The 26,736-nt window shown below is 63.3% G+C and carries 28 protein-coding genes; 14 read left to right on the top strand and 14 right to left on the bottom strand.

What is annotated here, in order from left to right; translation table 11 throughout:
• Positions 1–93: 93 nt before the first annotated feature.
• From AC1RGE_RS20400 to AC1RGE_RS20385, 4 genes are all read left to right on the top strand, one after another.
• The gene (locus tag AC1RGE_RS20400) at positions 94–1,866 is read left to right on the top strand and encodes an N-acetylglutaminylglutamine amidotransferase (RefSeq protein WP_011062603.1); all 1,773 of its coding nucleotides are present in this window, start codon (positions 94–96) and stop codon (positions 1,864–1,866) included.
• Positions 1,867–1,869: 3 nt separating this feature from the next.
• Positions 1,870–3,615 (top strand): N-acetylglutaminylglutamine synthetase, encoded by a 1,746-nt coding sequence (ngg, locus tag AC1RGE_RS20395; protein WP_019093387.1) that lies wholly within the window; start codon positions 1,870–1,872, stop codon positions 3,613–3,615.
• A 126-nt stretch (positions 3,616–3,741) separates the two neighbouring features.
• Entirely contained in the window at positions 3,742–4,926 is a 1,185-nt protein-coding gene (locus AC1RGE_RS20390) for an osmoprotectant NAGGN system M42 family peptidase (protein WP_492584901.1), read from the top strand.
• 84 nt (positions 4,927–5,010) lie between these two features.
• On the top strand, positions 5,011–5,238 hold the full coding sequence (locus AC1RGE_RS20385) for a YheU family protein (RefSeq protein WP_011062606.1): 228 nt from the start codon (positions 5,011–5,013) through the stop codon (positions 5,236–5,238).
• A gap of 36 nt (positions 5,239–5,274) precedes the next feature.
• Here AC1RGE_RS20385 and AC1RGE_RS20380 read toward each other — a convergent pair whose 3' ends face one another.
• The gene (locus AC1RGE_RS20380; protein ID WP_011062607.1) at positions 5,275–5,607 is read right to left on the bottom strand and encodes a YnfA family protein; all 333 of its coding nucleotides are present in this window, start codon (positions 5,605–5,607) and stop codon (positions 5,275–5,277) included.
• A gap of 65 nt (positions 5,608–5,672) precedes the next feature.
• On the bottom strand, positions 5,673–6,488 hold the full coding sequence (locus tag AC1RGE_RS20375) for an SDR family oxidoreductase (protein WP_011062608.1): 816 nt from the start codon (positions 6,486–6,488) through the stop codon (positions 5,673–5,675).
• A gap of 308 nt (positions 6,489–6,796) precedes the next feature.
• On the opposite strand from AC1RGE_RS20375, the gene AC1RGE_RS20370 reads away from it, so the two are divergent.
• Positions 6,797–6,949, top strand: coding sequence for a DUF3309 family protein (locus tag AC1RGE_RS20370; RefSeq protein WP_007945780.1), 153 nt, complete (start codon positions 6,797–6,799; stop codon positions 6,947–6,949).
• Positions 6,950–7,111: 162 nt separating this feature from the next.
• Here AC1RGE_RS20370 and AC1RGE_RS20365 read toward each other — a convergent pair whose 3' ends face one another.
• The 5 genes from AC1RGE_RS20365 to AC1RGE_RS20345 all read right to left on the bottom strand — a co-directional run bounded on the left by AC1RGE_RS20365 (position 7,112) and on the right by AC1RGE_RS20345 (position 12,888).
• Positions 7,112–9,199, bottom strand: coding sequence for an LTA synthase family protein (locus tag AC1RGE_RS20365; protein WP_011062610.1), 2,088 nt, complete (start codon positions 9,197–9,199; stop codon positions 7,112–7,114).
• 317 nt (positions 9,200–9,516) lie between these two features.
• Complete coding sequence (locus AC1RGE_RS20360) at positions 9,517–9,708, bottom strand: PLDc N-terminal domain-containing protein (RefSeq protein WP_011062611.1); 192 nt, start codon at positions 9,706–9,708, stop codon at positions 9,517–9,519.
• Positions 9,709–9,793: 85 nt separating this feature from the next.
• Complete coding sequence (locus AC1RGE_RS20355; RefSeq protein WP_011062612.1) at positions 9,794–10,324, bottom strand: hypothetical protein; 531 nt, start codon at positions 10,322–10,324, stop codon at positions 9,794–9,796.
• 109 nt (positions 10,325–10,433) lie between these two features.
• Positions 10,434–10,952, bottom strand: a complete 519-nt coding sequence (locus AC1RGE_RS20350; protein ID WP_011062613.1) for an ankyrin repeat domain-containing protein — start codon at positions 10,950–10,952, stop codon at positions 10,434–10,436.
• A 97-nt stretch (positions 10,953–11,049) separates the two neighbouring features.
• Positions 11,050–12,888, bottom strand: a complete 1,839-nt coding sequence (locus AC1RGE_RS20345) for a long-chain-acyl-CoA synthetase (protein WP_492584900.1) — start codon at positions 12,886–12,888, stop codon at positions 11,050–11,052.
• A 681-nt stretch (positions 12,889–13,569) separates the two neighbouring features.
• On the opposite strand from AC1RGE_RS20345, the gene AC1RGE_RS20340 reads away from it, so the two are divergent.
• Positions 13,570–13,848: a DUF3509 domain-containing protein gene (locus AC1RGE_RS20340; protein ID WP_019093389.1), complete on the top strand. Its 279-nt coding sequence runs from the start codon at positions 13,570–13,572 to the stop codon at positions 13,846–13,848.
• Between the two features lie 73 nt (positions 13,849–13,921).
• Here AC1RGE_RS20340 and AC1RGE_RS20335 read toward each other — a convergent pair whose 3' ends face one another.
• The 3 genes from AC1RGE_RS20335 to aroC are packed head-to-tail and all read right to left on the bottom strand — an operon-like array spanning position 13,922 to position 16,741.
• A complete protein-coding gene (locus AC1RGE_RS20335) occupies positions 13,922–14,467 on the bottom strand; it encodes a 1,2-dihydroxy-3-keto-5-methylthiopentene dioxygenase (RefSeq protein ID WP_011062616.1) in 546 nt (181 codons plus the stop codon).
• The gene (locus AC1RGE_RS20330; protein ID WP_011062617.1) at positions 14,467–15,615 is read right to left on the bottom strand and encodes an MFS transporter; all 1,149 of its coding nucleotides are present in this window, start codon (positions 15,613–15,615) and stop codon (positions 14,467–14,469) included. Before AC1RGE_RS20330 ends, AC1RGE_RS20335 begins: the two co-directional genes overlap by 1 nt.
• A gap of 34 nt (positions 15,616–15,649) precedes the next feature.
• Complete coding sequence (gene aroC, locus AC1RGE_RS20325) at positions 15,650–16,741, bottom strand: chorismate synthase (RefSeq protein WP_011062618.1); 1,092 nt, start codon at positions 16,739–16,741, stop codon at positions 15,650–15,652.
• Between the two features lie 141 nt (positions 16,742–16,882).
• On the opposite strand from aroC, the gene AC1RGE_RS20320 reads away from it, so the two are divergent.
• Positions 16,883–17,836, top strand: a complete 954-nt coding sequence (locus tag AC1RGE_RS20320; protein WP_015636592.1) for an alpha/beta hydrolase — start codon at positions 16,883–16,885, stop codon at positions 17,834–17,836.
• Between the two features lie 99 nt (positions 17,837–17,935).
• Positions 17,936–18,727 (top strand): hypothetical protein, encoded by a 792-nt coding sequence (locus AC1RGE_RS20315; RefSeq protein ID WP_011062620.1) that lies wholly within the window; start codon positions 17,936–17,938, stop codon positions 18,725–18,727.
• Between the two features lie 51 nt (positions 18,728–18,778).
• Here AC1RGE_RS20315 and prmB read toward each other — a convergent pair whose 3' ends face one another.
• Entirely contained in the window at positions 18,779–19,687 is a 909-nt protein-coding gene (gene prmB, locus AC1RGE_RS20310) for a 50S ribosomal protein L3 N(5)-glutamine methyltransferase (protein ID WP_011062621.1), read from the bottom strand.
• Between the two features lie 239 nt (positions 19,688–19,926).
• Here prmB and AC1RGE_RS20305 point away from each other — a divergent pair, with 239 nt between their 5' ends.
• The 5 genes from AC1RGE_RS20305 (at position 19,927) to AC1RGE_RS20285 (ending at position 22,698) form a co-directional block, all read left to right on the top strand.
• Positions 19,927–20,517, top strand: coding sequence for a cysteine hydrolase family protein (locus tag AC1RGE_RS20305; RefSeq protein ID WP_011062622.1), 591 nt, complete (start codon positions 19,927–19,929; stop codon positions 20,515–20,517).
• A 129-nt stretch (positions 20,518–20,646) separates the two neighbouring features.
• Positions 20,647–20,967 carry a hypothetical protein gene (locus tag AC1RGE_RS20300; protein ID WP_011062623.1) on the top strand — a complete coding sequence of 107 codons (321 nt, stop codon included), beginning with the start codon at positions 20,647–20,649 and terminating at the stop codon, positions 20,965–20,967.
• A gap of 75 nt (positions 20,968–21,042) precedes the next feature.
• The gene (locus AC1RGE_RS20295; RefSeq protein ID WP_011062624.1) at positions 21,043–21,600 is read left to right on the top strand and encodes a Smr/MutS family protein; all 558 of its coding nucleotides are present in this window, start codon (positions 21,043–21,045) and stop codon (positions 21,598–21,600) included.
• A gap of 77 nt (positions 21,601–21,677) precedes the next feature.
• Positions 21,678–22,223 carry a GTP cyclohydrolase I FolE gene (gene folE, locus AC1RGE_RS20290; RefSeq protein ID WP_011062625.1) on the top strand — a complete coding sequence of 182 codons (546 nt, stop codon included), beginning with the start codon at positions 21,678–21,680 and terminating at the stop codon, positions 22,221–22,223.
• A gap of 103 nt (positions 22,224–22,326) precedes the next feature.
• Complete coding sequence (locus tag AC1RGE_RS20285) at positions 22,327–22,698, top strand: glutathione S-transferase N-terminal domain-containing protein (protein ID WP_011062626.1); 372 nt, start codon at positions 22,327–22,329, stop codon at positions 22,696–22,698.
• 18 nt (positions 22,699–22,716) lie between these two features.
• Here AC1RGE_RS20285 and AC1RGE_RS20280 read toward each other — a convergent pair whose 3' ends face one another.
• The 3 genes from AC1RGE_RS20280 to AC1RGE_RS20270 are packed head-to-tail and all read right to left on the bottom strand — an operon-like array spanning position 22,717 to position 25,695.
• Complete coding sequence (locus AC1RGE_RS20280) at positions 22,717–23,043, bottom strand: AtuA-related protein (RefSeq protein ID WP_011062627.1); 327 nt, start codon at positions 23,041–23,043, stop codon at positions 22,717–22,719.
• On the bottom strand, positions 23,040–24,398 hold the full coding sequence (locus AC1RGE_RS20275) for an acyclic terpene utilization AtuA family protein (protein ID WP_492584898.1): 1,359 nt from the start codon (positions 24,396–24,398) through the stop codon (positions 23,040–23,042). Before AC1RGE_RS20275 ends, AC1RGE_RS20280 begins: the two co-directional genes overlap by 4 nt.
• 1 nt (position 24,399) lies before the next feature.
• Complete coding sequence (locus AC1RGE_RS20270; protein WP_492584896.1) at positions 24,400–25,695, bottom strand: CitMHS family transporter; 1,296 nt, start codon at positions 25,693–25,695, stop codon at positions 24,400–24,402.
• Between the two features lie 131 nt (positions 25,696–25,826).
• Between AC1RGE_RS20270 and AC1RGE_RS20265 the strand changes: the two genes are divergently transcribed.
• Positions 25,827–26,720, top strand: a complete 894-nt coding sequence (locus AC1RGE_RS20265; RefSeq protein ID WP_492584894.1) for a LysR family transcriptional regulator — start codon at positions 25,827–25,829, stop codon at positions 26,718–26,720.
• Positions 26,721–26,736 lie beyond the last annotated feature (16 nt).

Here is a 26,736-nt window from a genome sequence, read left to right as displayed (position 1 = left end):
AACTCCCGAGTTACGCACAGGTCAGTTTCCAGGTAGCCGCCCTTTTGACGGCGGCAGATTGACTCTCCCCAACGGAAAAACCGGTAAGGACTTATGTGCGGACTAGCTGGCGAATTACGCTTTGATCATCAACCTGCCGACCTGGCAGCGGTTGAACGAATCACCCACCACCTGGCCCCTCGCGGGCCGGACGCCTGGGGCTTTCACAGCCAGGGCCCGATTGCCCTCGGCCATCGACGGTTGAAAATCATGGACCTTTCGGACGGCTCGGCGCAGCCCATGGTCGACAACCAACTGGGCCTGTCCCTGGCCTTCAATGGCGCGATCTACAACTTCCCCGAACTGCGCGCCGAACTGGAAGCCAAGGGTTATGCCTTCTATTCCGGCGGCGACACTGAGGTGTTGCTCAAGGGCTACCACGCCTGGGGCGCGGACCTGCTGCCCAAGCTCAACGGCATGTTCGCCTTCGCCATCTGGGAGCGCGATGCCCAGCGCCTGTTCATCGCCCGCGACCGCCTCGGGGTCAAGCCGCTGTACCTGTCGCGCACCGGCCAGCGCCTGCGCTTCGCCTCGGCCCTGCCGGCGTTGCTCAAAGGTGGCGACATCAACCCGTTGCTCGACCCCGTGGCGCTCAACCACTACCTGAACTTCCATGCCGTGGTGCCAGCACCGCGAACCCTGCTGGCAGGCATCGAAAAACTGCCGCCGGCCACCTGGATGCGTATCGAGGCCGACGGCCGCACCGAGCAGCAGACCTGGTGGACCCTGCCCTACGGCCCCCGTGCCGACGAAACCAACCTGACGCTGGAAGACTGGCGTGACCGGGTGCTGGACAGCACCCGCGAAGCGGTGGCCATCCGCCAACGGGCAGCAGTGGATGTGGGCGTGCTGCTGTCCGGCGGTGTCGACTCCAGCTTGCTGGTGGGCCTGCTGCGAGAGGTCGGGGTGGACAACCTGTCGACCTTCTCCATCGGCTTCGAGGACGCCGGTGGCGAGCGGGGCGACGAGTTCCAGTACTCCGACCTGATTGCCCGGCACTACGGCACCCGGCATCACCAGTTGCGCATCGATGAACGTGAAATCATCGAACAGTTGCCCGCGGCCTTTCGGGCCATGAGCGAGCCGATGGTCAGCCACGACTGCATCGCTTTCTACCTGCTGTCCCGGGAAGTGGCCAAGCACTGCAAGGTAGTGCAAAGCGGCCAGGGCGCCGACGAACTCTTTGCCGGCTACCACTGGTACCCGCAGGTGGACGGCGCCAGCGACCCCTACGCGGCCTACCGTGCGGCCTTCTTCGACCGCAGCTACGACGACTACGCGGCCACCGTACAACCGCAGTGGCTGACCGCCAACGATGCCGCTGGGGATTTTGTCCGCGAGCATTTCGCCCAGCCCGGCGCCGACGCAGCTGTGGATAAGGCCCTGCGCCTGGACAGCACGGTGATGCTGGTGGATGACCCGGTCAAGCGTGTGGATAACATGACCATGGCCTGGGGCCTGGAGGCGCGCACGCCGTTCCTCGACTACCGCCTGGTGGAGCTTTCGGCCCGGGTGCCTGCGCGCTTCAAGTTGCCGGACGGCGGCAAGCAGGTGCTCAAGGAAGCTGCGCGGCTGGTGATCCCCAGCGAGGTGATCGACCGCAAGAAAGGCTACTTCCCGGTGCCGGGCCTCAAGCACTTGCAGGGCGCGACCCTGGACTGGGTACGCGAACTGCTGCTGGACCCGAGCCAGGATCGCGGCCTGTTCAAGCCGGCCATGCTCGACCGCCTGCTGACCGATCCCCAGGGCCAGTTGACGCCCTTGCGCGGCTCCAAGCTGTGGCAACTGGCGGCATTGAACCTGTGGCTCAGCGAACAAGGAATCTGACCGATGAAAGCTCACGCCACGGCTTACAGCCAACGCCTGCTGCGCGGCCAGGCGCCGTCCTATGAACGCCTGCAGGCGCGCTTCGCCGAAGACGGCAGCGAACCCGGGTGCGAACCGATCGCGGTACATTGCGGTTGGGGCCGCCTGCTGATCGGCCATACCTTTCCCGACCCCACCAGCCTGGCCGGGGAGTTGCTCAACGAGCGACCTGGCGAACGCGACATCGCTCTGTATGTGGCGGCGCCACAACAAGTGCTGGGGCTGGAACCGGCGCAACTGTTCCTCGACCCTTCCGATACCCTGCGCCTGTGGTTCAGCGATTACCGCCAGGCCACTCGGGTATTTCGCGGTTTCCGCATCCGTCGCGCCCAGAGCGAAGCCGACTGGCAAGCCATCAACCAGCTGTACCAGGCCCGCGGCATGCTGCCCATCGACCCGCAACTGCTGACCCCGCGCCATCAGGGCGGGCCGGTGTACTGGCTGGCCGAGGACGAAGACAGCGGCGCGGTGATCGGCAGCGTCATGGGCCTCAATCACCACAAGGCCTACCAGGACCCGGAACACGGCAGCAGCCTCTGGTGCCTGGCAGTGGACCCCGACTGCAGTCGCCCGGGCGTCGGCGAAGTGCTGGTGCGCCACCTGATCGAACACTTCATGAGCCGCGGCCTGAGCTACCTCGACCTGTCGGTGCTGCACGACAACCGCCAGGCCAAGAACCTCTACGCCAAACTCGGGTTTCGCACCCTGTCGACCTTCGCCATCAAGCGCAAGAACGGCATCAACCAGCCGCTGTTCCTCGGCCCCGGGCCCCAGGCGGAGTTCAACCCCTATGCGCGGATCATCGTCGAGGAAGCACATCGCCGGGGCATCGATGTTCAGGTGGATGACGCCGACGCCGGGCTGTTCACCCTCAGCCACGGCGGTCGCCGGGTACGCTGCCGGGAATCGCTGAGCGATCTCACCAGCGCCATCAGCATGAGCCTGTGCCAGGACAAGAGCCTGACCCACAAGGTGCTCAAGGGTGCGGGCTTGAACCTGCCGGCGCAGCAACTGGCGGGCAACGCCGATGACAACCTGGGCTTTCTCGACGAGCACCAGCGGGTGGTGGTCAAGCCCCTGGATGGCGAGCAGGGACAAGGCGTGGCGGTGGACCTGCGGACCATCGAAGAGGTGCAAAAGGCCATCGACCACGCCCGCCGCTTTGACAGCCGGGTATTGCTGGAAAGCTTCCACGAAGGCCTGGACCTGCGCATCCTGGTGATCGGCTTTGAAGTGGTGGCAGCGGCTATCCGCCGTCCCGCGGAAATCATCGGTGATGGTCAGCACTCCATCGGCGCGCTGATCGAAGCCCGCAGCCGTCGCCGCCAGGCGGCCACCGGCGGCGAGAGCAAAATCCCCCTGGACCAGGAGACCCAGCGCACCCTGCACGCCTCCGGCTACGACTACAACAGCGTACTGGCCGCCGGGGAGCGGCTGTTTGTACGGCGCACCGCCAACCTGCACACCGGCGGCACTCTGGAAGACGTCACCGGCATCCTTCATCCGACCCTGGCCGACGCCGCCATCCGCGCAGCCCGTGCCCTGGACATTCCCGTGGTGGGCCTGGACCTGATGGTGCCGGCGGCGGATCAGCCCGAGTACGTGTTCATCGAAGCCAACGAACGCGCCGGGTTGGCCAATCACGAACCGCAACCCACCGCCGAACGTTTTGTCGACCTGCTGTTTCCCCACAGCCAACCGGCGCCGTAATCCTTCGCCGGCAAGCCGGCTCCTACCCTCACTGGTAGGAGCTGGCTTGGCAGCGAAGGCGCCCCCTGGCCCTGCATCCATGCCCTCATCGAAACCATCGATGGCCGTTTCTCATCAGGAGTTTCCATGACCCGCAAGATTCCCGAACCCGACCTCGCCTACCTGCAGAAAGTCCTCCTGGAAATGCTCGCCATTCCCAGCCCCACCGGCTTTACCGACACCATCGTGCGCTATGTCGCCGAACGCCTTGAAGAACTGGGCATCCCCTTCGAGCTGACCCGTCGTGGCACCATTCGCGCCACCCTCAAGGGCCAGAAGAACAGCCCGGACCGGGCCGTCTCGGCGCACCTGGACACCATTGGCGCCAGCGTGCGCGCGGTGAAGGACAACGGCCGCCTGACCCTGGCCCCGGTGGGCTGCTGGTCCAGCCGCTTTGCCGAGGGCAGCCGGGTCAGCCTGTTCACCGACAACGGCGTGTTGCGCGGCAGCGTCCTGCCGCTGATGGCCTCCGGGCACGCCTTCAACACCGCGGTGGACGAACTGCCCATCAGTTGGGACCACATCGAGCTGCGCCTGGATGCCTACTGCACCACCCGCGCCGACTGCGAATCCCTGGGGATAGGCGTGGGTGACTTTGTTGCCTTCGACCCCTTGCCCGAGTTCACCGAAAGCGGCCATATCAGCGCCCGGCACCTGGACGACAAGGCTGGTGTCGCCGCGCTGCTGGCCGCGCTCAAGGCCATAGTCGACAGCGGCGAGCCGCTGATGATCGACTGCCATCCGCTATTCACCATCACCGAAGAAACCGGCAGTGGTGCGGCAGCGGCCCTGCCCTGGGACGTCAGCGAGTTCGTCGGCATCGACATTGCCCCGGTCGCCCCGGGCCAGCACTCCAGCGAACATGCGGTGAGCGTGGCCATGCAGGACTCCGGTGGCCCCTACGACTATCACTTGTCCCGCCACCTGCTGCGCCTGGCCGGCGAACACGAGTTGCCGGTACGTCGCGACCTGTTCCGCTACTACTTCAGCGACGCCCATTCGGCGGTCACCGCCGGCCACGACATCCGCACTGCGCTGCTGGCATTCGGTTGCGACGCCACCCACGGCTATGAGCGCACTCATATCGACAGCCTGGCGGCACTCAGCCGCCTGCTGGGGGCCTACATCCTCAGCCCGCCGGTATTTGCCAGCGACGCGCAACCGGCCCAGGGCTCACTGGACAGCTTCAGCCATCAACTGGAGCACGATGCACAAATGGAAAGCGATACCCGGGTGCCCTCGGTGGACAGCCTGGTGGGGCAGAAATCCTGAACCCGCCCCGGAGTTTGTGCACGCCGTGGCTGGCGGCACGGCCCCGGGCGCAGTAGGATCCCGGATTGTTTGCCGGAGGCCCCCATGCTGATTCCCCACGACCAACTTGAAGTCGACACCCTGACCCGCCTGATCGAGGACTTCGTGACCCGCGAGGGCACCGACAACGGTGATGAAACGCCCCTGGAGACCCGTGTGCTGCGGGTGCGCCAGGCCTTGACCAAGGGCCAGGCGGTAATCGTCTTCGATCCGGACAGCGAACAGTGCCAACTGATGCTCAAGCACGATGTGCCCAAGGAGCTGTTCGACTGACCCTGCCCCCGGCCCAGCTTCTCTGGGCCGGGTTATTCAGCCATTGGAAAAGCGCGGGCCGAACAGAATCACACTGGCCCCGATCACGCACAGCGCCAGCCCCAGCCAATCCGAACCCAGGGGCCGTACCCGCTCCACCACTGCCAGCCAGCCAATCGAAGCGACGATATAGATGCCTCCGTAGGCGGCATAGGCGCGCCCGGCGTAGGTGGCCTCGACCTTGGTCAGCAACAGGGCGAACAGGGTCAGGCTGACCAGCGCGGGAATCACCCACAAGGCACTCTTGCCCTGACGCAGCCACATCCAGAACGCATAGCAGCCGGCGATTTCAAACAGCGCGGCGAGGAAGAACCACAGGTAATTGAGCATGCAGGAACTCGTCAGGATTGTCGGATGCCGGCAACCCTAACGACGCCCAGGGGGATTGGGCAAGCTCAACTGGCGCTTTGCTTGGCCTTGGCGCGCATCTTGTCGGCCATCAGGGTCATTTCGTCGTACAGCGCCTGGGGATTTTTCTGCTTCAGGGCCCAGGCCATACGGCCCTGCTCATGGGGCAGGATCATGAACTGGCCGGCATCGACCTGGGCATGGATGTAGTCGGCGATCTCGGCGGCGGTGATCGGCGAGTTTTCCAGCAACTTGCCCACCTGGGCCTTCATGGCCGGGGTCGGCCCCCGGAAGGAGTCCAGCAGGTTGGTCTGGAAGAACGACGGGCAGACCACATGCACGCCGATTTCCTGCTGCGCGAGCTCGATCAACAGGCTCTCGGAAAGCGCCACCACTCCGGCCTTGGCCACGTTGTAGTTGCTCATGGCCGGGCCCTGCATCAAGGCCGCCATGGAAGCGATATTGATGATCTTGCCCTTGCTCTGCTCCAGCAGCGGCAGGAAGGCCTTGCAGCCCTTGACCACCCCCATCAGGTTGATCGCGATCTGCCAGTCCCAATCCTCCAGCGACAGTTCGCTGAAGAACCCGCCAGAGGCCACGCCGGCGTTGTTGACGATGATGTCGATGCCGCCGAACTTCACCTCGCAGGCCTGAGCGAAGGCGGTCAACTGGCTGTAGTCACGCACATCGCAACGCTGCACAAAACCGTCACCACCGGCTGCACGCACCAGTTTCAGGGTTTCCTGCAGGCCCGCCTCGCTGACATCGGACAAGGCCAGCCGCCAGCCCTCGCGGGCCCAGCGCAAAGCGATTTCGCGACCCAGGCCGGAGCCGGCGCCAGTGATCATCATGCGATTTTGCATAAGAGTTGCCTTGTTGTTCCGGGGAAGATGAGCCGCAGTGTAGCGAAGGCCCCTGCGCCACCCACGCACCATCAGGGTGCTGAATGCCCCGGGCAAACCGCCGGCCCGGTGCCCCCGACCTGTCATCCGCCCCCCCTGCTCCGGGCAGGCGCAAAGGAAATAAGACCGAAAGCGGAAAGCTTTAAAAATACTTGGAATTTTCTGGATGGGCGCAGAGTCGGATTTATTAAGCGGTTCGCTTTATCCCTAAAACGAACTTGTCCTTGAATAACTGCGTTGTTCAACTCTATTCCAATAAGGAAACAGCCATGGGCACCATTCTGATCGTTATTCTGATTCTGCTGCTGATTGGCGGCCTGCCAGTATTCCCGCACTCCAGAAGCTGGGGTTATGGGCCTTCAGGAATCATTGGCGTCGTGCTGGTGGTGCTGTTGGTACTCTTGCTGCTGGGCAGGATATAACGCCCTTATTGCTCGCCCCAGAGTATGTTTGCACGTAAAAAGGCGCCGGTCTTCACCGGCGCCTTTTTATAAGCCCGAATAAAAAACACCCCACTTGTGGGGTGTTTTATTCACGCGGGCAACTTGCGCCAACCCCGCATGACAGGGCCGGCGCTACAGCGTTTAGTCCGGTTTCCCGTTGACCACGCCTGCGGTGTTGTCGAGCAAGCTCTTGGTCGCCGTCTGCAGGAAGGATTCCAGCTTCTGCTTGAGCTGCGCCTCATCGGCAGAATCCGGGATCAGTTCGCCCCCCGGTGCCGAACCCAGTTCGTACTTGTACAGCCGTGGCGGCATTTCCTTGGGCAGTACCAGCACCCGGTCCGCCGTCAGCAGCGCTACGGTCTGGTCACTGCCCGAAGGCTTGATCACGCCGAAGCCCTTGTCGCCTTCCGGCAGGTTGAGCAGGTCGCGCCCCCAGCACTGGTGCAGTACGTCGCCACCCAGGCGGCCCATGATGGTGGGCACGATGTCGATCTGGGTGCCCACGGTGTGGTCACGCTGGCCGAACTTTTCCTGGATGCCCGGAGCGATCATCAGCATGGGCACGTTGAAGCGCCCCAGGTCCATTTCGGTGATCTGCTGCTCGTTGCCGAAGCCATGGTCGCCCACTACCACGAACAGGGTTTCCTTGAAGTAAGGCTCCTTGCGCGCTTTCTCGAAGAACTGGCCCAGGGCCCAGTCGGAGTAGCGCATGGCCGTCAGGTGTTCGTTGAGGCTGCCGCGGTCGGTCACCTTGTCCACCGGCAAAGGCGTGGGCAGGGCATACGGCGTGTGGTTGGACAGGGTCTGCAGCAGGGCATAGAACGGCCCCTTGCCTTCCCGGGCCTTCAACTCTTCCAGGCCGCGGTTGAACATGTCCTGGTCGGACACGCCCCAGGTCGGGTCGGAGAACACCGGATTGACGAAGTCGTTACGGCCGATGAAGTTGGTCATGCCCTGGTTGCTGAAGAACCCCGACTGGTTGTCCCAGGCGAAATCGCCGTTGTAGACATACACGTCATCGTAGTTGCGAGCACTGAGCAATTGCGGCAGGCCGGACAGCTTGTGGCTGCCTTCCGGGGTCTGCATCAGGTATTCGAAGCCAGGCAGGTTGGGGAAGCACGCCATGGTGGCGAACATGCCCTGGTGGGTGTGGGTGCCGTTGGAGAAGAAGCGGTCGAACAGCAGGCCTTCCTTGGACAGTTTGTCGAAGTACGGAGTGATCTCCCCCGGACGTCCCAGGGCGCCCACCGAATGCCCGGCGAAGCTTTCCATCAGGATCACCACGACGTTCTTGATCGGCAGGGTCTTTTCCCCATCCGGCGTGTAGGTGCGGCGTACGGCGGCGATATCGGCATCCACCAGCTTGTCACTCGGCACCAGCAGCATGTCGCGCACGGTCTGCTGCGCCAGAGGCTGAGGCAAGGTGGCCTTCCAGATATTGGTGCGGTCCTCGGACAGACGATCCTTGGCCGCCGCCATCAGTTGCAGCGTGCCATTGAGGCCCAACTGGTTGGCGAAGTTGGATTCGGTGGTGTAGACGTCCCCCCAACGCATCGGCGGGCCCTGGCGCAGGGTGCCACGGGCTGCAACCACGCAGATCAGCAGACACACCACGAACACCGCAATGCGCGCATACCAGGGGGCAATCTGCCGGGTGCCGACATTGCCGCCGCTGAACGGGCCGCGGGGCCGGGTGGCGCGGTCGGCCCCCTTGAATGCCAGGCTCAGGATCCAGGTGCCCACGGCCCAGGCCAGCAGGTAGCGGACCACCGGGAAGCCGTACCAGAGCATGCTCATCACGGTTTTCGGGTCTTCCTTCACATACTGGAAGACCAGGCCGTTGAGGCGCTGGTGGAACTCTCGGTAGAAGTCCATCTCCATCAGGCCGAGGAACAGCGCGATGCTGGAGGTGACTGTCAGCCAGAAGCGCAACACCCCGCGAGCCGCCATGGCCCGGGCGCTGAACAGCGCCAGCAGCAGCGGTACGCTGAGGTAGACCACCAGCCGCAGGTCAAAACGCAGCCCGTTGGCAAACGCTTCGAGGAAGGTCGAGGCCGGAGTGTCGAGAATCATCTCGCGGTTGTAGATCAGCAGCGCGACGCGCAACAGGGAAAGCATCACCATCATGACCAGGGCGCACAACAGCGTGTAGGCCAGATGGGATTTAACGGTCGGTTGCAGCAGGCGATTCGAGGATCGCTGCTGACTCAGGGCATCCGAGTTTGCCATGTGGTTTTAGGACCCATTGGAAGTTTAAGTTGCAAAGATAAAGCTGCGTTCTGCCCTCTTGTTGCCGCCAGGGCGACGGGGGAATTCGCGGTGCGCAAATGTTGCACGATCACTCAAGGCATTGCCATTGATTAGTGGGCAGCACCGAAAAACCCACTGCCAACGGCTCTGGGACAAGAGATTGCAGAGAGTTATACCGGGGAAAAAGCGCCGGCGAATTGTCTTAGAGCGTTTGTGAAAATTTCGTTCAACGCATGTTTAGTCACACAAAAAAGGGCCTGACGGCCCTTTTCCCTGTGCAACCTGCGTCTCCAGCTTCAGAGCCGCACATTGCCTCGCGGCCCGGCGATCGCCCAGATGATCAGCCCCAGCACCGGCAGGAGAATGATCAAGAGCACCCAGAGGATCTTCATCCCGGTTTCGGCGCCGCTTTTGAGTACGTTGATGATGGCCCAGATATCCAGGGCCAGAATGATCAGGCCAACCAGGCCATTGAAGGTGGAACCCATGGTGTCGCTCCCTAAATGATGGCGTGCCTCTTTAGGATAGCCGTGCTGGATCAGGGTTCCGTTTTATTCCACAGCCGCTCGGGCTTCAGACATGAACGGCGACCTTCAAGGCCTCCAGGGCCGGCGCTGCGGCGATCCCGACCTCAGCGCACAGCTCCAGCACCCGCGGCACGTCGTTGCCGTAGACCAGTACCATCTGCAACTCGTCATCCAGCAACTGGCTGAAGTTCATCAACACATAGCCGCCGTTTTCCGGGTTCATGCTGCCCATCTGGATCTGGATGCGGTTCAAGGCCGTCAGGGCTTCGATCTTGGCCAACTGCTTGGGCTTGATGTTGAAAGCCACGTCCTTGCCGAACGAGGCGACGATCTGGGCGAACAGGTCGACATAGGTATCGGCCTGAAACAACACGGTTTCCGGCAGGCTGCCGACCACCACCCATTCCCCCAGGGGAATGGGGAAGCTGTCGTCGTAGTTGATATCCGGGTTGGCTGCCAGGAATCCCTGAGGGTCGGCGTAGGCCTGGCTCGCCTCCTCGGCGATCTGCTGGATCTCGGCATCGCCCATGCACCCGGAGCTGATCTTGCTAATGAGTTCGATAAGGGCGGTTTTCATGGGCACATCCTGGAAGCGAGGAAATCAAGGGGCGCGAAGGATAGCCTAAAGTGCCCGAGCTATCACGCCAGGCAGCACCTGACGCCTGCACGCCCCGATCATCGCCGGCTCAGGCCAGGAGTTTTTCGAGCTGCGCCGTGGTATCCATGGCGCCCATGGTCTTGGCCGCTTCCAGGGCACTCACGCCATTGCTGTCGCGGGCCTTGGGGTCGGCGCCCTGGCTGATCAGGTAGGTGACGATTTCCGTGCGGTTGAACATCGCCGCCATCATCAGCGCGGTACGTCCGTCGAAGGACGAGCCTTCCACCTGGGCGCCCCCCTCCACCAGCGCCTTGACCACCGCCAGGTCGCCCTTGAAGGCAGCCCCGGCAATCGGGCTCTGGCCGTTGTCGTTGCGGATCTCGGGGTCGGCCTGGTGCTTGAGCAGCACCTGCACCGCGTCCACATGGCCGTGATAGGCGGCGAGCATCAGCAGCGTGTCGCCCTTGTGATTGCGCAGGTTGACCGGCAGGCCACTGGCAGCCAGTTTGTCGAGCATCTGTGCGTCGCCCTGGCGGGCCACGTTGAACACCTGTTCGACAAACTGGGCGGCCTCTTCTTCAGTCATCTGGCGGCTTTTGTCGGTCATCGGAAACTCCAGGTTCGGCAATTCGGAAAGGCGCTAGTTTCCCCAAGCCGGCGCCAGCCTGTCATCCCTTTTTTCCCGAGAGCCACCATAGGCAGAATCAATAACGCAGGCGCCCACCCTGAATGTCCGCGAGAATCTGCGGGGTCAGCCGCACGTAGGTATCCGAGCCCGGCAACCAGGCATACACCGGCTCGTCACCGATTTGCTGCAGATCGAATGCCTGCTCCTTGAGGCGACTCTTCTGGTACTTGAAGGTGCCGGTGGTGTCCATCTTCACTTTGATCCGCAGGAACAGCGGCACTGCGTAGGCCGGCAACTGCTGCCGGGCGAACTGCAGCAACTCGCTGAAATCCAGGGTCGCCAGGGATTCTGCCGGAGTGATCGCCACCATCCCGGCCCGACCGTTGGTGTTGTGGATCTCGACCCCATAGGCCACCACCTCGGCAACCTGCGGGTGCCCCAGGAGGACGTTCTCCACCTCGGTGGTGGAAACGTTCTCGCCCTTCCAGCGATAGGTATCTCCCAGCCGGTCGACGAACTGCACATGGCCAAAGCCGATATCGCGCAGCAGATCGCCGGTGTTGAAGTAGCAGTCGCCCTTCTCGAATACGTCCTTGAGAATCACCTTGAGGTTCTTTTCCGGGTCGGTGTAGCCATCCAGGGGCGCCTTGTCGTCGATCTTCGCCAGCAGCAGCCCCTGGCCGCCCTTGGCTACCTTCTGCATGAAGCCCTGGCTGTTGCGTAGTGGCGCACCAGTATCGTGGGCGTATTCCACCAGCGCCCAGGGGATCAGGGAAAAGCCCACGGTATTGTCGAAGTTGAGGATGTTGCTGAAACCGATATTGCCGTCACTGGCGGCATACAACTCACAGATATGACCGACGCCGAAACGTTGCTTGAACTCGCTCCAGACGCCCGGGCGCAGCCCGTTGCCGATCATCTTCGAGACCCCGTGCTCGGTATCCCGTGCGCAAGCCGGCTGGTCGATCAGGTAGCGGCACAACTCCCCGACATAACCCACGGTCGTGGCCTTGTAACGGCGCACGTCATCCCAGAACTGGCTGGCGCTGAATTTGCGGCGGATGGCAAAGCCCGAGGCGCCGGTAATCGCCGAGCCCCAGCACACGCACAGACCGGTGGCGTGGTACAGCGGCAAGGTGCAATACACCACGTCGCCGAGCTGCATATCCAGGGCGATGGTGCCGAAGCCGGCAGAGGTGCGCATCCAGCGACCATGCTTGAAGATCCCGGCCTTGGGCAACCCCGTGGTGCCGGAGGTGTAGATGTAGAAGCAAGGGTCGTTGAGGAAGATGCGCTGGGTCTGCGCCAGGTTGTCCGATGGGTAACCGACGCTCTCGGCCATCAGGTTGCGCATTCCCTCGGGGGTCGGCCCGGGGTCGGCAAAGGTGTCCTGATCGGCCACGAACCAGGTGCGCTGCGGATCGATGCCCACCTGCTCGCGTACCGCCGAGTAAGCGGCCTGCAGCTCGCCGCCGAGGATGATCGCCGCCGGTTTCACCAACGCCAGGCTGTGCGCCAGCACGCCCTGGGTCTGCGCGGTGTTGAGCATCGCGCAAATGCCGCCGAGCTTGGCCACCGCCAGCACCGTGACCAGCAATTCCGGGCGGTTCTCGATGAAGATCGCCAGCACATCACCCTTGCCGATGCCCTGCTCCTGCAGGTAGGCAGCAATGCGGTTGGCCCATTGATTGACCTGTGCATAACTGAGCACCCGGTCACCGTACAGCAAGGCCGGCCCCTCGGGGTTGCGCAGGGTCGCCTGCTCAAAGCTCCAGCCCAGGCCGCAGGGCTGGTCCGGGTTGTCGATATTGCCCGCCTTCATGCCCCGCACCACCCGCGGCAGTGCCCTGGCAATGGAGGGCACCTTACGCAGCATCATGCCCCAGGTGATCATGTCGCTCTTGTGCTTGTTCATGGTTGCTCCGGTTGCACAGCAAGGATCTGGGCCCGGGCCTGGCCGGCCGGGCGTTGGCAACAGCGGCGCAAGGCTCAACCGGGGGTAGCGATCCAAGGTGCGGCGAGCGGCACGCGGGAGCTGTGGATATCTCTCGCCAAGGGATGAAGGCAGGACAAGCGCAGGGCTGCAAAGAGCACCGGCGATGAGGCGCAGGAAAGGTTCATGGAGAGCGTCCTGTGTTCTTATTATTGGTCGGGCGGGATCGCAAGATCGCGCCACAACACATTCCATGTCGCAGAAACGCCGTTCAAGCCACTTTCGCGGGGCCGTCGAGGCCAGGTTGAACCAACGTGACTGGCTGGAAAATACGTCAGCTCTCGCGACGCTGTACACGGGGTTTTTGCAAACTTTTGTATCTACCCTCGGTCTCCCCACGCAGCGTACTTGTCCCCGCTTCAACGATTGAATTTTCCACCCTGGCCCGCGGTCACAACACTGCCACGGCACCCGCCAACAACCCCTGCGGACCTGCAAAATGCAGGATGCACGATGGCCATTCATGCAATTTGCACGAACAGGCGCTTTTTTGATTTTTATAAGTTGTTGTTTTTAAAGGATATTTTAAAAAAACGATACTGGCACAATCGCTGCACCTATCACTCCACGCTTGCCCTTCAAGAGCTAACGGAGCTGATAGACATGAGCCTGATCCAAGAAAAATTTTCTTCCCTGTTCTCCAACTTCGAAGTGACCACCCAGCCACGCCCTGACGGTGGCATCCTGTTGACCCTGCGCAACAGCGAAGGCAAACAGTTCAAGCGTTCGATCTCCTACGCACAGTTGCACGCCGCCGACCAACTGTCGTGGGTCATCAGCGCAATTCGTCGGGACTTGGCCGAACAGGCCAGTGAGTTGCCACAGATCTCCATGCTGCAAAGCCAGAACCGCTTTGCCCTGCCGACTTACCACTCCGCGTAAGCCGCTTGAGCTGCACCTGTCCGGGCCGGCCCCACCTTGCGTGGGTCCGGCCCGTTGACGTTGTGCTCCCCGCTCAATCGTCCAGGCGCGGGAACTGGCTGGCGATCGCGTCGCCGGTCAGGCTGGCGTTCCAGCCCTGGGGGTTGTTGAACATGCGGATGGCCACCAGGTTCGGCCGCTCGCCCATGTCGAACCAATGGGCGGTGCCCGCCGGCACCGAGATCAGGTCATTCCTTTCGCACAGTACGGCGTACACATAGTCATCGATGTGCAGGTTGAACAGGCCCCGGCCCGCAACGAAGAAACGTACTTCATCCTCGCTGTGGCGGTGCTCATCGAGAAAGCTGGCGCGCAGCTCGGCCTTCCGCGGATGGTCTTCATCGAGGCTGATGACATCCACGCTGGCGTAGCCACCCTCGGTCATCAGGCGATCGACCTGCTCCTGATAGGCGCATATCACTTCTTGCTGGCTGGTGCCCGGTGCAACACGCGTGGTGGCAGGCCAGCGGTCGAAACGAATCCCCTGCTCGGCCAGGGTTGCAGCGATATCGTCGAAGTGGGTCAGGACCTTGTTCGGCAGGTCCGGACTGGATACGTGGTAGACGGACAGGCTGCTCATTACGGCAACTCCTCTTGCATGCGGGTGGCAATGATAACGGCTGCGGCCAAGGCTGCGACGCTGGCAATACTAAAGGTCAATGTAGGGCCCAGGGCATTCCAGCTATAACCCGAATACAGGGCCCCCAGGGCGCCCCCGGTTCCCGCCAGGGCCGCGTACAACGCCTGGCCCTGGCCTTGCTGGCGGGCACCGAAACTGCGCTGCACAAAATGAATGGCGGCGGCGTGGAAACTGCCGAAGGTCGCCGCGTGCAGCACCTGAGCCAACAACAGCACCCCGAGGTGTTCCGCCAGGCTGCCCAGCAGCAACCAGCGCAGAGCTGCCAGCAGGAAGCTCGCCAGCAGCACCCGCCGCACGGAAAAGCGCGCCAGGAGCCAGCTCATCGCCAGAAACATCAACACTTCGGCCACCACACCCAGGGCCCAGAGCATGCCGATCACCCCGCGGGTATAGCCCAGGCGCTCCAGGTGCAGAGTCAGGAAGGTGTAATAGGGGCCGTGGCTCATCTGCATCAGTGCCACGCACAGGTAGAAGGCCAGCACACCGGGGCTGCGCAGTTGCCTGACAAAACCCTCCCCGGCGTGCCGCGGCCCCTGCACCCGCGGCTGGGCGTTAGGCACCCACAGGCTGCTGAGGACGATGCCCGCCATGATCACCACCAGCGCTACCGGGTAGATGTCCAGGCTCAACCACTCGAACAAACGCCCCAGGGCCACCACGGTAAGAATGAAGCCGATGGAGCCCCAGAGGCGGATCTGGCTGTAGCGCGAGGCCTGGCCTTGCAGGTGCGCCAGGGTGATCACTTCGAACTGCGGCAGCACCGCGTGCCAGAAAAAAGCATGCAGGGCCATGACCATGGCCAGCCAGGCATAGCTCTTGTCGACGAAGATCAGGGAGAAACAGACCAGGGTGCAGAACGCACCAAAACGCACGATCGCCAGGCGCCGCCCGGTGTAGTCCCCCAGCCAGCCCCAAAGGTTGGGCGCCACGCAGCGCATGAGCATGGGAATGGCCACCAGTTCGCCGATGCGCGCACTGGAGAACCCCAGGTGATCGAAATACAGCGCCAGGAATGGCGCGGTCGAGCCCAGCAGCGCGAAATAGAACAGGTAGAAACTGGAAAGCCGCCAGTAGGGAAGTGCCGCCACGGCCTTCAGACCGTGGCGACTGGCAGGACCGGCATTACAGCTGGCCCAGCACCGGCGTGCTGACGCGCACGTCGGCATTCTGGCCGCGGTGGCGCAGCAGGTGATCCATCAGCACGATGGCCATCATCGCCTCGGCGATCGGCGTGGCGCGAATGCCCACGCACGGGTCGTGGCGCCCCTTGGTGATCACGTCCACCGGGTTGCCGTCGATATCGATGGAGCGCCCGGGGGTGGTAATGCTGGAGGTCGGCTTGAGCGCCAGGTGAGCGACGATCGGCTGCCCCGAGGAGATGCCGCCCAGAATGCCGCCGGCGTTATTGCTGAGGAAACCTTGCGGGGTCAGTTCGTCACGGTGCTCGGTGCCGCGCTGGGCAACGCAGGCGAAACCGGCGCCGATCTCCACGCCCTTGACCGCGTTGATGCTCATCAGCGCATGGGCCAGCTCGGCGTCCAGGCGATCGAAAATCGGCTCGCCCAGGCCCGGCATCACCCCTTCGGCCACCACGGTGATCTTCGCTCCGACCGAATCCTGGTCTCGACGCAACTGGTCCATATAGGCTTCCAGTTCCGCAACCTTGTCCGGATCAGGGCTGAAGAAGGCGTTGTTCTCTACCGAATCCCAGGTCTTGAAGGGAATCTCGATCGGGCCCAGCTGGCTCATGTAGCCGCGAATCACGATGCCCTGGCTGGCCAGGTACTTCTTGGCAATGGCCCCGGCCGCCACGCGCATGGCGGTTTCCCGGGCCGAGCTGCGGCCGCCACCACGGTAGTCGCGGATGCCGTACTTGTGGTGATAGCTGTAGTCGGCGTGAGCCGGGCGGAACAGGTCCTTGATCGCCGAATAGTCCTTGGACTTCTGATCGGTGTTGCGGATCAACAAGCCGATGGAACAGCCGGTGGTCTTGCCTTCGAACACCCCGGAGAGGATCTCGACCTCGTCGGGTTCCTGGCGCTGGGTGGTGTGGCGGCTGGTGCCAGGCTTGCGCCGGTCCAGGTCACGCTGCAGGTCCTCCAGCGTCAGTTCCAGGCCCGGCGGGCAGCCGTCGACAATGGCGACCAACGCCGGACCATGGCTTTCGCCCGCGGTGGTGACAGTGAACAGCTTGCCGTAGGTATTGCCGGACATGCAGGGAGCTCCGTGAAATCAGCCGAAATAACTCAATCTGGATTAGCGCGTGCGCCAGTATACGCAGGCTACCCAACTAGTTCATCCTCGAACCTTCTGCCTGTTACCGAGTCAAACCGGCACCTTATCCATGATGGCGCGATGATGCTGCGAGTTCTTCTCTTGAGCCTTTCCCTGTTCACCGGCCTGGTTCATGCGGCCGTCCTGCAACGCCCCGTGAGCCTGGACACCGGGCACGGTGAGCTGTACGGCTCGCTGCTGCTACCCAAGTCCGAGCAGCCGGTGCCGGTGGTGCTGATCATTTCCGGCTCCGGCCCCACTGACCGCGACGGCAACAACCCCGATGGCGGGCGCAACGACAGCCTCAAGCGCCTGGCCTGGGTACTGGCCAAGCACAACATCGCCAGCGTGCGTTATGACAAGCGCGGCGTGGCCGCCAGCCTCGCCGCGACCCCGGACGAACGCAACCTGACCCTGGACGCCTATGTCGCGGATGCCGTGGCCTGGGGCAACAAGCTCAAGGCCGATCCACGCCTGGGCCAACTGATAGTCCTGGGGCATAGCGAAGGCGCACTGATCGCCACGCTGGCGGCACCGCAGCTGAATGCCGCAGGCGTTATCTCGATCTCCGGAACCGCCCGCCCGGTGGACCAGATCCTGCGCCAGCAGTTGAGCTACCGCCTGCCACCGGCGCTGATGCTGCGCAGCAATGAGCTGCTGGACAGCCTCAAGGCCGGCAAGGTCGACCCGGATGTGCCCCCTGCCCTGCAAGTCATCTTTCGCCCCAGCGTGCAGCCTTACCTGATCACCCTGTTTCGCGAAGACCCGGCGGCGGCCTTCGCCCGCCTGAAGATGCCGGCGCTGATCATCCAGGGCAGCAACGACATCCAGGTCAGCGTCGATGACGCCAGGGTCCTCAAGGCCGCCAAACCGGATGCGCAACTGGCACTGATCGAAGGCATGAACCATGTGATGCGCATCGTGCCCAATGACCTCAAGCGCCAGCTGGCCTCCTACAAGGACCCGCAATTGCCGCTGGCAGCGGAACTGGGCAGCGCGATCATCGATTTTATTGACGGACTTCACACCCGTTAGGCTGTTTTTGCCCTCCAGTCCTGAAAAAAACGGCCGATAAGCCTTTGCCGGCCGTTCAATTGCTGTCGGCGCGCAGCGATTGGACAGGATCTCGCCGTTATGACTGATACCCCGAACTCACCCGCCACCGAGCAGGAAGCCGCCGCCCCGGAAGCGCCGCCGCTGCCGTGGGCCGATGTGCAGGCCGAGCACCATAAGATGCTGCGCCTGGCCCCCTTGCAGACCGATCGCGCCACGGGCGGACGGCCTCTGCGCTTTGTCGAGTTCGGTTATGCCGAACGCAACAACAAAGAGCACAGCCTGCTGCGCATGACCATCAGCCTCCCCGGCCAACGGGTGCGCAAGGAACAGAATCACCTGGATGTGTGGGTCGAGCACGACACTCGCCGGGTGCACTTCGAGCCCGAAGGCGGCCTGCAGGTCGAACCGCTGAACCGCGGAATCGGCCGTTTCCTGCTGGCCCAGGCAGCGCAGTGGGCCCAGAAGAAGTGGCCGCACTACCGGGTCGACGGCTTCGATCTGGCGAACAAGGATGCCCTCAACGAAGACACGCGCCTGCGTCGTGACCACGTGCTGCGCACCCAGGGTTTCGATGTGGTGTATGCCGATGCCCAGCACCTCAAGGGCAGCGTCAAGGATGTCCAGGTGGGTGAACTGCTGGGCCAGTGGAATAGCGAAAAGCTGCAGTTCGTGGAGATTCTGGAAGCGGCGCAGATGCTCCAGCAGGCCGAACAGAATCTTGAAGAACTGGAAGTGAAGCTGCGCAAGCAGGAAGAGAAAGTCACCAAGTACAAGCGCGAGGACACCGGTCTGCGCTTCACCATCACCTGCCTGGTGGCCTTTGCGGTGTTCCAGGCCGGGCTGCTGATCTGGATTGCGACTCATCGCTGAGCCGCAACGCCTGACCGCCAGAGGCCCGCGTTGCGCGGGCCGGCAATCGGCTCAGACCCGGGACGCGAACAACGCCTGATGTTCGCGGCACTGCTCCGCGGTCAGCATGAACACACCGTGGCCACCGCGCTCGAAGTCCAGCCAGGCGAAGTCGACCTCCGGGTACAGCGCCTCGACATGCACCTGGCTGTTGCCCACCTCGACAATCAGCAAACCCTTCTCGGTCAGGTGGTCCGCCGCCTCGGCCAGCATCCGCCGTACCAGGTTCAGGCCATCCTCGCCACAGGCCAGGCCCAGCTCGGGCTCGTGCTGGTATTCATCCGGCATGTCGGCGAAGTCTTCGGCATCGACATAGGGCGGGTTGGACACGATCAGGTCGAAGCGCTGCCCGGGCAGGCCATCGAAGCCGTCGCCCTGGACCGTGAACACCCGCTCATCGACGCCATGGCGCTCGATGTTCTGGTTGGCCACTTCGAGGGCTTCGAAGGACAGGTCCGCCAACACCACCTCGGCATCACGGAATTCATAGGCACAAGCGATACCGATGCAGCCGGAACCGGTACACAGGTCGAGAATCCGTGCCGGCTCGCTGCCCAGCCAGGGTTCGAAACGTTTTTCGATCAGCTCGCCAATCGGCGAACGGGGAATCAGCACGCGCTCATCGACAATGAACGACATGCCGCAGAACCAGGCCTCGCCCAGCAGGTAGGCGGTAGGCACGCGCTCCTGGATACGGCGCTTGAGCAGGTGCTGCACATGGACCAGCTCGTCGTCTTCCAACGCGCAATCAAGGTAGCTATCGGCAATTTCCCAAGGCAGGTGCAAGGCGCCGAGCACCAGTTGACGGGCCTCGTCCCAGGCATTGTCGGTACCATGGCCGAAGAACAGATCCTCCCCATGAAAGCGGCTGACAGCCCAGCGGATATGGTCGCGCAAGGTGCGCAGGCGGGAAGTGATCACGGCACAGACTCCTGACAAAACGACCGGCGATTCTAACAGCCAAAACGCTTGCCGACGACGAATGAAAAACCAGCGACGGGCAATGGTGTTCAAGCGTTTTTTTCTCGGGAAGGCTGCATACCTTGCCCCACTTGACAAGGCTACAGGCCAGCAACGGCGCACCTTACGTTAGTAGCGATTCACAGAAGCGCTCAGCCAGAGGACAATGGCGCAAAAGCCCCACTCACAGGAGCCCCAGAATGTCCGTTCCAAAGACGATGTTTCAACTCAGCGGTCGTGGTTATGCAGCGGCCAATTTGAGCCACGCGACCCTTGTGATCATCGACGCCCAGAAAGAATACCTCAGCGGCCCGCTGGCCCTGTCCGGCATGGACGCGGCAGTGGCCAACATCCGCCAACTGCTGGCCGCGGCCCGGGCTGCCGGTCGCCCAGTGGTGCACGTACGCCACCTCGGTACCGTCGGCGGCCTGTTCGACCCACAAGGCGAGCGCGGCGAGTTCATTCCCGGCCTTGAACCCCAAGGCGACGAAACCATCATCGGCAAACTGCTGCCCAGCGCGTTCCACGGCACCGAACTGGAAAAGCGCCTGCAGGACCTCGGTTCCCTGGACCTGATCGTCGCCGGTTTCATGAGCCACTCCAGCGTCAGCACCACCGTGCGCGCGGCCAAGAACCTGGGCTTTCGCTGCACCCTGGTAGAAGACGCCTGCGCCACCCGCGACCTGCCCTACAAGGGTGGCATCCTCAGCGCCGAGCACGTTCAGCAAACCGAAATGGCAATCATGGCCGACAACTTCGCCACCCTCGCCCAGACCGCAAGCCTGATCTGATCAGCCCTGGTGAGCGGCTGGCGGGCCGCTCATCCATAAACCCCTCGCCTTTGCAGCAATTGCCTTAGCCTCAGGAACCACCCGGTCAACTTCCGGTCGAAGGGCCGATACCCATTGAGGAAGGTCGGAATGAAGATATCCGATGGTTTTGACGCACGCCGATTGCGGCCCAAAAGCCCGCGAAACTGGCGGTTGCGCCTGGGTGCGGGATTCTCCGCGCTACTGGCGACATTTGGCGTGCTGCTGGCGATGGCCGGTACTGCGAGCCTGCTGGGCCGTGCCCCGGCGCTGGGGGAAATGAATGCCAGCCCGGCGGGCTCGGCGGTGATCCTGGTGGTCGGCCTGTTGCTGCTGTATGTCGGCGTACGCTTGTGGCGGCGCTGCCGGCGGCGCATGCGCCAGCCCCTGGCGCTGAACATGGCGCCGCACCTGATGAAAAAACACGACTGACATTCCCGAGGCGCGATTTGCGCGCCTTAAGGTGTTCCGAGTTGGGTAAACTAGCCGCCCTTCGCGGAGGCTGACATGCAAGACGACGATTTTTCCCTGTTCAAAAACGAGATCCGCGGCGTCAAGCCGATCAAGCACGATCGTGCCGATACAGGCAAACCCAAGAGCGACCGGGCGCAGATCGCCAAGTTGCGCCAGGCGGCCACCGTACGCAGCGAGACCACCACGGTGGACGGGCTGTCCGACCAGTTCGTCATCGACGTGGGGCCGGAAGATGAGCTGATGTGGGCCCGCGACGGGGTCCAGGAAAGCCAGATGCGCAAGCTGAAGATCGGCCAGATCCCCTTTGAAGGCAGCCTCGACCTGCATGGCATGACCGTGGAAAAGGCCCGGGAAACCCTCTGGGCCTTTCTCGCTGAAGCCACCCAGTTCGAAATCCGCTGCGTGCGCGTCACCCACGGCAAGGCTGTGCGTCTGGACGGCAAGCGACCGATGATCAAGAGCCACGTCAACACCTGGCTGCGCCAGCATCCGCAGGTGCTGGGCTTCACTTCCTGCCAGGCCAGGCATGGCGGTACCGGGGCGCTGTACGTCATGCTCAAGCGCACCATGATGGAAGGCCGTGACGAATAAAGCCGCTGCATCACGCTTGCAGCGTCGTGTCCGCCACCGTACCCTTGCCCTTTGCGTAAAATCCCACAGGTAGTTTCATGTCCCTGGAACAGAATTACACCGCGATCCTCGGCCAACTGGGCGAGGACGTCTCCCGCGAGGGCCTGCTCGACACGCCCAAGCGTGCCGCCAAAGCCATGCAGTACCTCTGCCGCGGTTATGCCCAAACCCTGGAAGAGGTCACCAACGGTGCCTTGTTCAGCTCCGACAACAGCGAAATGGTCCTGGTCAAGGACATCGAGCTCTACTCGTTGTGCGAACACCACCTGCTGCCGTTCATCGGCAAGGCCCATGTCGCCTACATTCCCAGCGGCAAGGTCCTGGGGCTGTCGAAAGTCGCGCGCATCGTCGATATGTATGCCCGCCGCCTGCAGATCCAGGAAAACCTCAGCCGGCAGATCGCCGACGCCGTCCAACAAGTGACCGGCGCCCTCGGGGTGGCCGTGGTGATCGAGGCCAAGCACATGTGCATGATGATGCGCGGTGTGGAGAAACAGAATTCGTCGATGATCACCTCGGTGATGCTGGGCGAGTTCCGCGAGAATGCCGCGACCCGCAGCGAATTCCTCAGCCTGATCAAGTAACAGGCTGCAGGCGAAAAAACCGGCGTTGATCGCCGGTTTTTTTTCGCCCGGGAAAAATCAGGTAAGCTGCCGCCCCTTCATTCATGGGCAAGAGGCAATAACCGTGATCGTCAAAGCGCTGCGAGTCGGCCTGGGCCAACTCATCATTTTCATCGACTTCATCACCCGCCCACGCAAGCAGCAGCGGGACGCCGCCGCTCAGGCGCAAGTCGTGGAAGCCGCCAAGGGCCTGACCCTGTACCAGTTTCACGCCTGCCCGTTCTGCGTGAAGACCCGCCGTACCCTGCATCGCCTGAATGTGCCGGTGGCCCTGCGCGACGCAAAAAACAACGAGCAGGACCGCCAGGCCCTGTTGGAGCAGGGCGGCAAGATCAAGGTGCCGTGCCTGCGCATCGAAGACAACGGCCAGACCACCTGGATGTATGAATCCAAGGTGATCATCGATTACCTGAACCAGCGCTTCGCGACCGTCTGACGCCCTCCCCGGGGCTCTTCAGCCCCGAGCCAACTGCAAGTCAAGCAAGGCCGCGCCCAGGCACTTGCCGTGGGCATCCAGCGCCAGGGAGCGGGTCACTCCGCCGCGCAGGATGCCCGGCAAGACAAAGTTCAAGGCCCGCACATTCTCCAGGACATAGCGCTGTACCGGCGCCGCATCGCTCCCCAGCAAGCCGGCGAAATATTGCGCCACGCGCTCGGCGGTAAGCTGCTCGCAAAGAAAGGCAAAGTCCTCGGCGCGGTAGGCAATCACCGAAATATTCGAAGTGTCGCCCTTGTCCCCCGTACGCGAGTGCGCCAAGTCACGCAATTTGACCTCATTCATGCCCGTACCTCCTGATGCAAGGTGACCCTGACGGCCTCCCGGGGCAGTAACAGCGAAGCCACCGCCACCACCTGCCGCAGGCTTTTACTGGCTCCGCCGCCACCAGCGGGCCCATTGGTATAGAGGGTTTCCACCTCATTGCCGACGCGCACCGCTTCGGCCTTGTCCGTGCAGCGAGCCGCCACCCGCAGGCGCACTTCCCAGGGCTCGGCAGGCGCTCGCTGGCCCAGTTCAACACCGTGCAAGGCATCGATGCCGATCAGCTCCGCGCGCACTTCCTGCATCTGTACCCCGGTCAGGGCCAGGCGCTCGAGCACGATATCCCGGGCCAGCCGCGCCCTGGCCACAGCCCCAGGGCCGCCATAGGAAATCTGCCCTTCGCCGATCCAGCCATCCAGGTAGCCGACGCTGACCTTGAGCCGCTCAGGCCGTGGGCTGCCTGCCGCCCCTTGCAGCCGCACCCGGTCCGGTGCCTCCTCGACAAAGCCCACTGCGGAAAAGTCGGCACAGACATCCGGCGTCAGGTAGGCCGCCGGGTCATGCACTTCGTAGATCAACTGCTCGGTACAGGTAGCGCTGCTGACCTGCCCCCCGGAGCCCTTGACCTTGGTGATCAGCGCCGCGCCCTGTGCATCCACTTCGGCCAGGGGGAACCCCAGGCGCGCCAGACCGGCCACATTCTTGACCCCCGGATCGGCAAAGTAGCCGCCGCTGACCTGCCCTGCGCACTCCAGCAGATGCCCCACCAGGGTCCCGCGCCCCAGGCGCAGCCAGTCATCCTCGGCCCAGCCGAACTCGAAGATCTGCGGCGCCAGGAACAACGAGGGGTCGGCCACCCGCCCAGTGATCACTACGTCGGCATCAACCCGCAGCGCCTCGACGATGCCCTGGGCGCCCAGGTAGGCATTGGCGGAAATCAGCCGCTGCCCCAGCGAGCCCAAGGTCTGCCCGTTGTCCAGCACCCACTCCGGCCGGGCCCGCAGAGTCTCGAGCACATCGTCCCCCAGCACCGCGATCACCTTGAGCCCAGGCAAGCCCAGCTCGGCGGCGATCCGTTGCACCTCGGCCACTGCCGCCAACGGATTGGCCGCCCCCATGTTGCTGATGATGCGCAAACGCCGCCCCGAGGCCGTGGCGCCGACAAAGGGCAGCACCCCGCGCATCCGTGCCCCCAGCAACGGGTCGTAGCCGCTGTGCGGGTCGGCCAGGCGCGCCTGCTGCGCCAGGGCGATGGTGCGTTCGGCCAGGCATTCGAACACCAGGTAATCCAGGTCGCCCTGTTGCGCCAACTCGATGGCGGGCTCGATACGGTCACCGGAGTAACCGGCGCCGGAGCCGATACGTAGGCTTTTCATCTTAAAAAACTCCCAGCAGCAGCGCGGTCAGGGTCATCAACACTGACGCAGCGAATAGAAAGGGGATGGTGAAACGCTGGTGGTCGGCCAGTTCGATCTTGCACAGGCCCACCAGCAGGAAGGTCGCCGGGGTCAGCGGGCTTACCGGGAAACCGGTGGTATGCACGCCGAGCAACGAAGCCTGGGCCACTTGCAGCGGGTCGACACCCAGGGCCTTGCCCACTTCGGCAATCACCGGCATCACCCCGAAGTAGTAGGAGTCAGGGTCGAACAGCATGCTCAGGGGCATGGACAGGAACCCCACCACAGTCGGAATCAGCTTGCCGTGACCGGCAGGAATCTGCGCCACCGCCACTTCGGCAATCGCCTTGAGCATGCCGCTGCCCTGCATGATGCCGGTGAACACACCGGCCGCCAGGAGAATGCTGGCCATGGTCAGGGCCGTCTTGGCATGAGCATCGATGCGTGCCCGCTGGGCCTCGACATCCGGATAGTTGATGCACAGCGCCAGCACCGTGCCGACCATGAACATCACCACCGGATCGACCCAGCCGGCAATCATCACCAGCATCACCAGCACCGTGAGCAGCAGGTTGATCCAGAAGCGCCCGGGACGGCGTAGCGCCTCTTCGGCGGGGCTCAATACCCGGGTCGGGATGCCTGCACCGGCCGTGGCATCGGCACCGAGCCCCAGGCGGCGCTCCTCCCGGCGGCCGAGCCACCAGGCGTTGGCGAAGACGAACAGCAGGCCGACGATCTGCACCGGGATCAGCGGCTGGAACAGATCCGCCACCGGCACATGCAGGGCCGCTGATGAGCGCAGTACCGGGCCGGTCCAGGGCAGGAAATTGACCCCCGCGGCCATCGCCGCGACACAGGCCAGAATCCGTCGATCGATGCCCAGCCGGGTATACAGCGGCAGCATTGCCGGCACCGTCACCAGGAAGGTCACCGCGCCGGAACCGTCCAGGTGCACCAGCAGCGCCAGAAGCGCCGTGCCGACCACGATCCGCGTCGGCCGGGTGCCGACGGTGCGCAGGATGCGGTCGATGATCGGGTCGAGCATGCCGGCGTCGGTCATGATGCCGAAGAACAGGATAGCGAACACGAACATGCCTACCACGGGGGCGACGTTCTTGATGCCGGTGACGATGAAGGCGCTGGTCTGCAGACCGAAGCCGCCGATCAGCGCGGCGATGATCGGCAGCGCAATCAGCGCGACCAGAGGCGACAGGCGCTTGCTCATGACGGCCGCGAGCAGGCAGAGAATGGTGATGACACCCAGGGTGGCGAGCATGGAGCAACTCCAGTGTGCCGCCTCTTCAAGCCGGGGCCGGAAGGCGGACGGTTATTGTTTTTCTGGAGTATTGAAATCGCGCTAGTCTTTGTAAATTGGAATATTCGGCGCCTTGAATTCGGAAAAACAAAATGAAGAACTCGATCCAGCATATCCAGGCCTTCCTCGCCGTGGCCCGCAGCGGCAACTTCAGCAAAGCCGCCGCCGAGCTGCACCTGTCGCCATCAGCCCTTACCGTGCAGGTCCAGCAACTGGAGGAATGGCTGGGGGTCGCCCTGCTCGATCGCAGCCCGCGCCATGTCAGCCTGACCGCTGCTGGGCTGCAGGCTCGGGGACCGATGGAGAAACTGCTGCTGGACCTGGACAACATCGTCAGTGGCTCCCGGGACCTGGCCGCCCTGCGTCGGGGCGTGGTCACCCTCGCCGCGCTGCCGTCGGTCTGCGCCGGGGTGCTGCCGCCGGCCTTGCGCCAGTTTCGCGAGCAATTTGCCGGAATCGAGGTACGCCTGCAGGACCTGGTGGCTCACCGCATTCATGCCCAGGTCCGTGCCGGCGAGGTGGATTTCGGTATCGGCGGGCGCGCCCGGCTCAGCCACGGGCTGGATTTCCAACCTCTGCTGGAGGATCGCCTGTGCCTGTTCGTGGCCACCGATCATCCCCTGGCCCAGCGCCAGTCAGTGACGCTGAAGGACCTGGCCCACCAGCCGATCATTCTCACCGGCCGCGACAGCAGCGTGCGCGAACAGGTCGAAGCGCTGTTCGACGACAGCCGACTGTCCCTGCTTCCAGCCATGGAAGCCAACTACATGAGCACGGTGCTGGCGCTGGTACGCCAGGGGCTGGGCATTACCCTGCTGCCGGAATCCGCCGATGACGGCCGTGAGGGCCTGCGCCGGATTGCCATCAAACACCCGGGGGTCAGCCGCGAGATCGGCCTGATCCGCCGCAGTGGCCAGCAACTGAGCCCAGCGGCGCAGCGCTGTTATGAGTTGCTACGCCAGAACCTGGCCGGCAAACATCGTTAGCGGGCCCCACAACGCA

This window comes from Pseudomonas sp. GW823-FHT02C05 (genome assembly GCF_058797595.1).
The sequence above is the reverse complement of the archived record's forward strand: the minus strand, read 5'-3'. Positions and strand labels throughout refer to the sequence as shown.

Excerpts from the sequence above, each read along its gene's own strand:
- AC1RGE_RS20400 (WP_011062603.1), top strand. The coding sequence starts at position 94 with ATGTGCGGACTAGCTGGCGAATTACGCTTTGATCATCAACCTGCCGAC.
- ngg (WP_019093387.1), top strand. The coding sequence starts at position 1,870 with ATGAAAGCTCACGCCACGGCTTACAGCCAACGCCTGCTGCGCGGCCAG.
- AC1RGE_RS20390 (WP_492584901.1), top strand. The coding sequence starts at position 3,742 with ATGACCCGCAAGATTCCCGAACCCGACCTCGCCTACCTGCAGAAAGTC.
- AC1RGE_RS20385 (WP_011062606.1), top strand. The coding sequence starts at position 5,011 with ATGCTGATTCCCCACGACCAACTTGAAGTCGACACCCTGACCCGCCTG.
- AC1RGE_RS20380 (WP_011062607.1), bottom strand. The coding sequence starts at position 5,607 with ATGCTCAATTACCTGTGGTTCTTCCTCGCCGCGCTGTTTGAAATCGCC.
- AC1RGE_RS20375 (WP_011062608.1), bottom strand. The coding sequence starts at position 6,488 with ATGCAAAATCGCATGATGATCACTGGCGCCGGCTCCGGCCTGGGTCGC.
- AC1RGE_RS20370 (WP_007945780.1), top strand. The coding sequence starts at position 6,797 with ATGGGCACCATTCTGATCGTTATTCTGATTCTGCTGCTGATTGGCGGC.
- AC1RGE_RS20365 (WP_011062610.1), bottom strand. The coding sequence starts at position 9,199 with ATGGCAAACTCGGATGCCCTGAGTCAGCAGCGATCCTCGAATCGCCTG.
- AC1RGE_RS20360 (WP_011062611.1), bottom strand. The coding sequence starts at position 9,708 with ATGGGTTCCACCTTCAATGGCCTGGTTGGCCTGATCATTCTGGCCCTG.
- AC1RGE_RS20355 (WP_011062612.1), bottom strand. The coding sequence starts at position 10,324 with ATGAAAACCGCCCTTATCGAACTCATTAGCAAGATCAGCTCCGGGTGC.
- AC1RGE_RS20350 (WP_011062613.1), bottom strand. The coding sequence starts at position 10,952 with ATGACCGACAAAAGCCGCCAGATGACTGAAGAAGAGGCCGCCCAGTTT.
- AC1RGE_RS20345 (WP_492584900.1), bottom strand. The coding sequence starts at position 12,888 with ATGAACAAGCACAAGAGCGACATGATCACCTGGGGCATGATGCTGCGT.
- AC1RGE_RS20340 (WP_019093389.1), top strand. The coding sequence starts at position 13,570 with ATGAGCCTGATCCAAGAAAAATTTTCTTCCCTGTTCTCCAACTTCGAA.
- AC1RGE_RS20335 (WP_011062616.1), bottom strand. The coding sequence starts at position 14,467 with ATGAGCAGCCTGTCCGTCTACCACGTATCCAGTCCGGACCTGCCGAAC.
- aroC (WP_011062618.1), bottom strand. The coding sequence starts at position 16,741 with ATGTCCGGCAATACCTACGGCAAGCTGTTCACTGTCACCACCGCGGGC.
- AC1RGE_RS20320 (WP_015636592.1), top strand. The coding sequence starts at position 16,883 with ATGATGCTGCGAGTTCTTCTCTTGAGCCTTTCCCTGTTCACCGGCCTG.
- AC1RGE_RS20315 (WP_011062620.1), top strand. The coding sequence starts at position 17,936 with ATGACTGATACCCCGAACTCACCCGCCACCGAGCAGGAAGCCGCCGCC.
- AC1RGE_RS20305 (WP_011062622.1), top strand. The coding sequence starts at position 19,927 with ATGTCCGTTCCAAAGACGATGTTTCAACTCAGCGGTCGTGGTTATGCA.
- AC1RGE_RS20300 (WP_011062623.1), top strand. The coding sequence starts at position 20,647 with ATGAAGATATCCGATGGTTTTGACGCACGCCGATTGCGGCCCAAAAGC.
- AC1RGE_RS20295 (WP_011062624.1), top strand. The coding sequence starts at position 21,043 with ATGCAAGACGACGATTTTTCCCTGTTCAAAAACGAGATCCGCGGCGTC.
- folE (WP_011062625.1), top strand. The coding sequence starts at position 21,678 with ATGTCCCTGGAACAGAATTACACCGCGATCCTCGGCCAACTGGGCGAG.
- AC1RGE_RS20280 (WP_011062627.1), bottom strand. The coding sequence starts at position 23,043 with ATGAATGAGGTCAAATTGCGTGACTTGGCGCACTCGCGTACGGGGGAC.
- AC1RGE_RS20275 (WP_492584898.1), bottom strand. The coding sequence starts at position 24,398 with ATGAAAAGCCTACGTATCGGCTCCGGCGCCGGTTACTCCGGTGACCGT.
- AC1RGE_RS20270 (WP_492584896.1), bottom strand. The coding sequence starts at position 25,695 with ATGCTCGCCACCCTGGGTGTCATCACCATTCTCTGCCTGCTCGCGGCC.
- AC1RGE_RS20265 (WP_492584894.1), top strand. The coding sequence starts at position 25,827 with ATGAAGAACTCGATCCAGCATATCCAGGCCTTCCTCGCCGTGGCCCGC.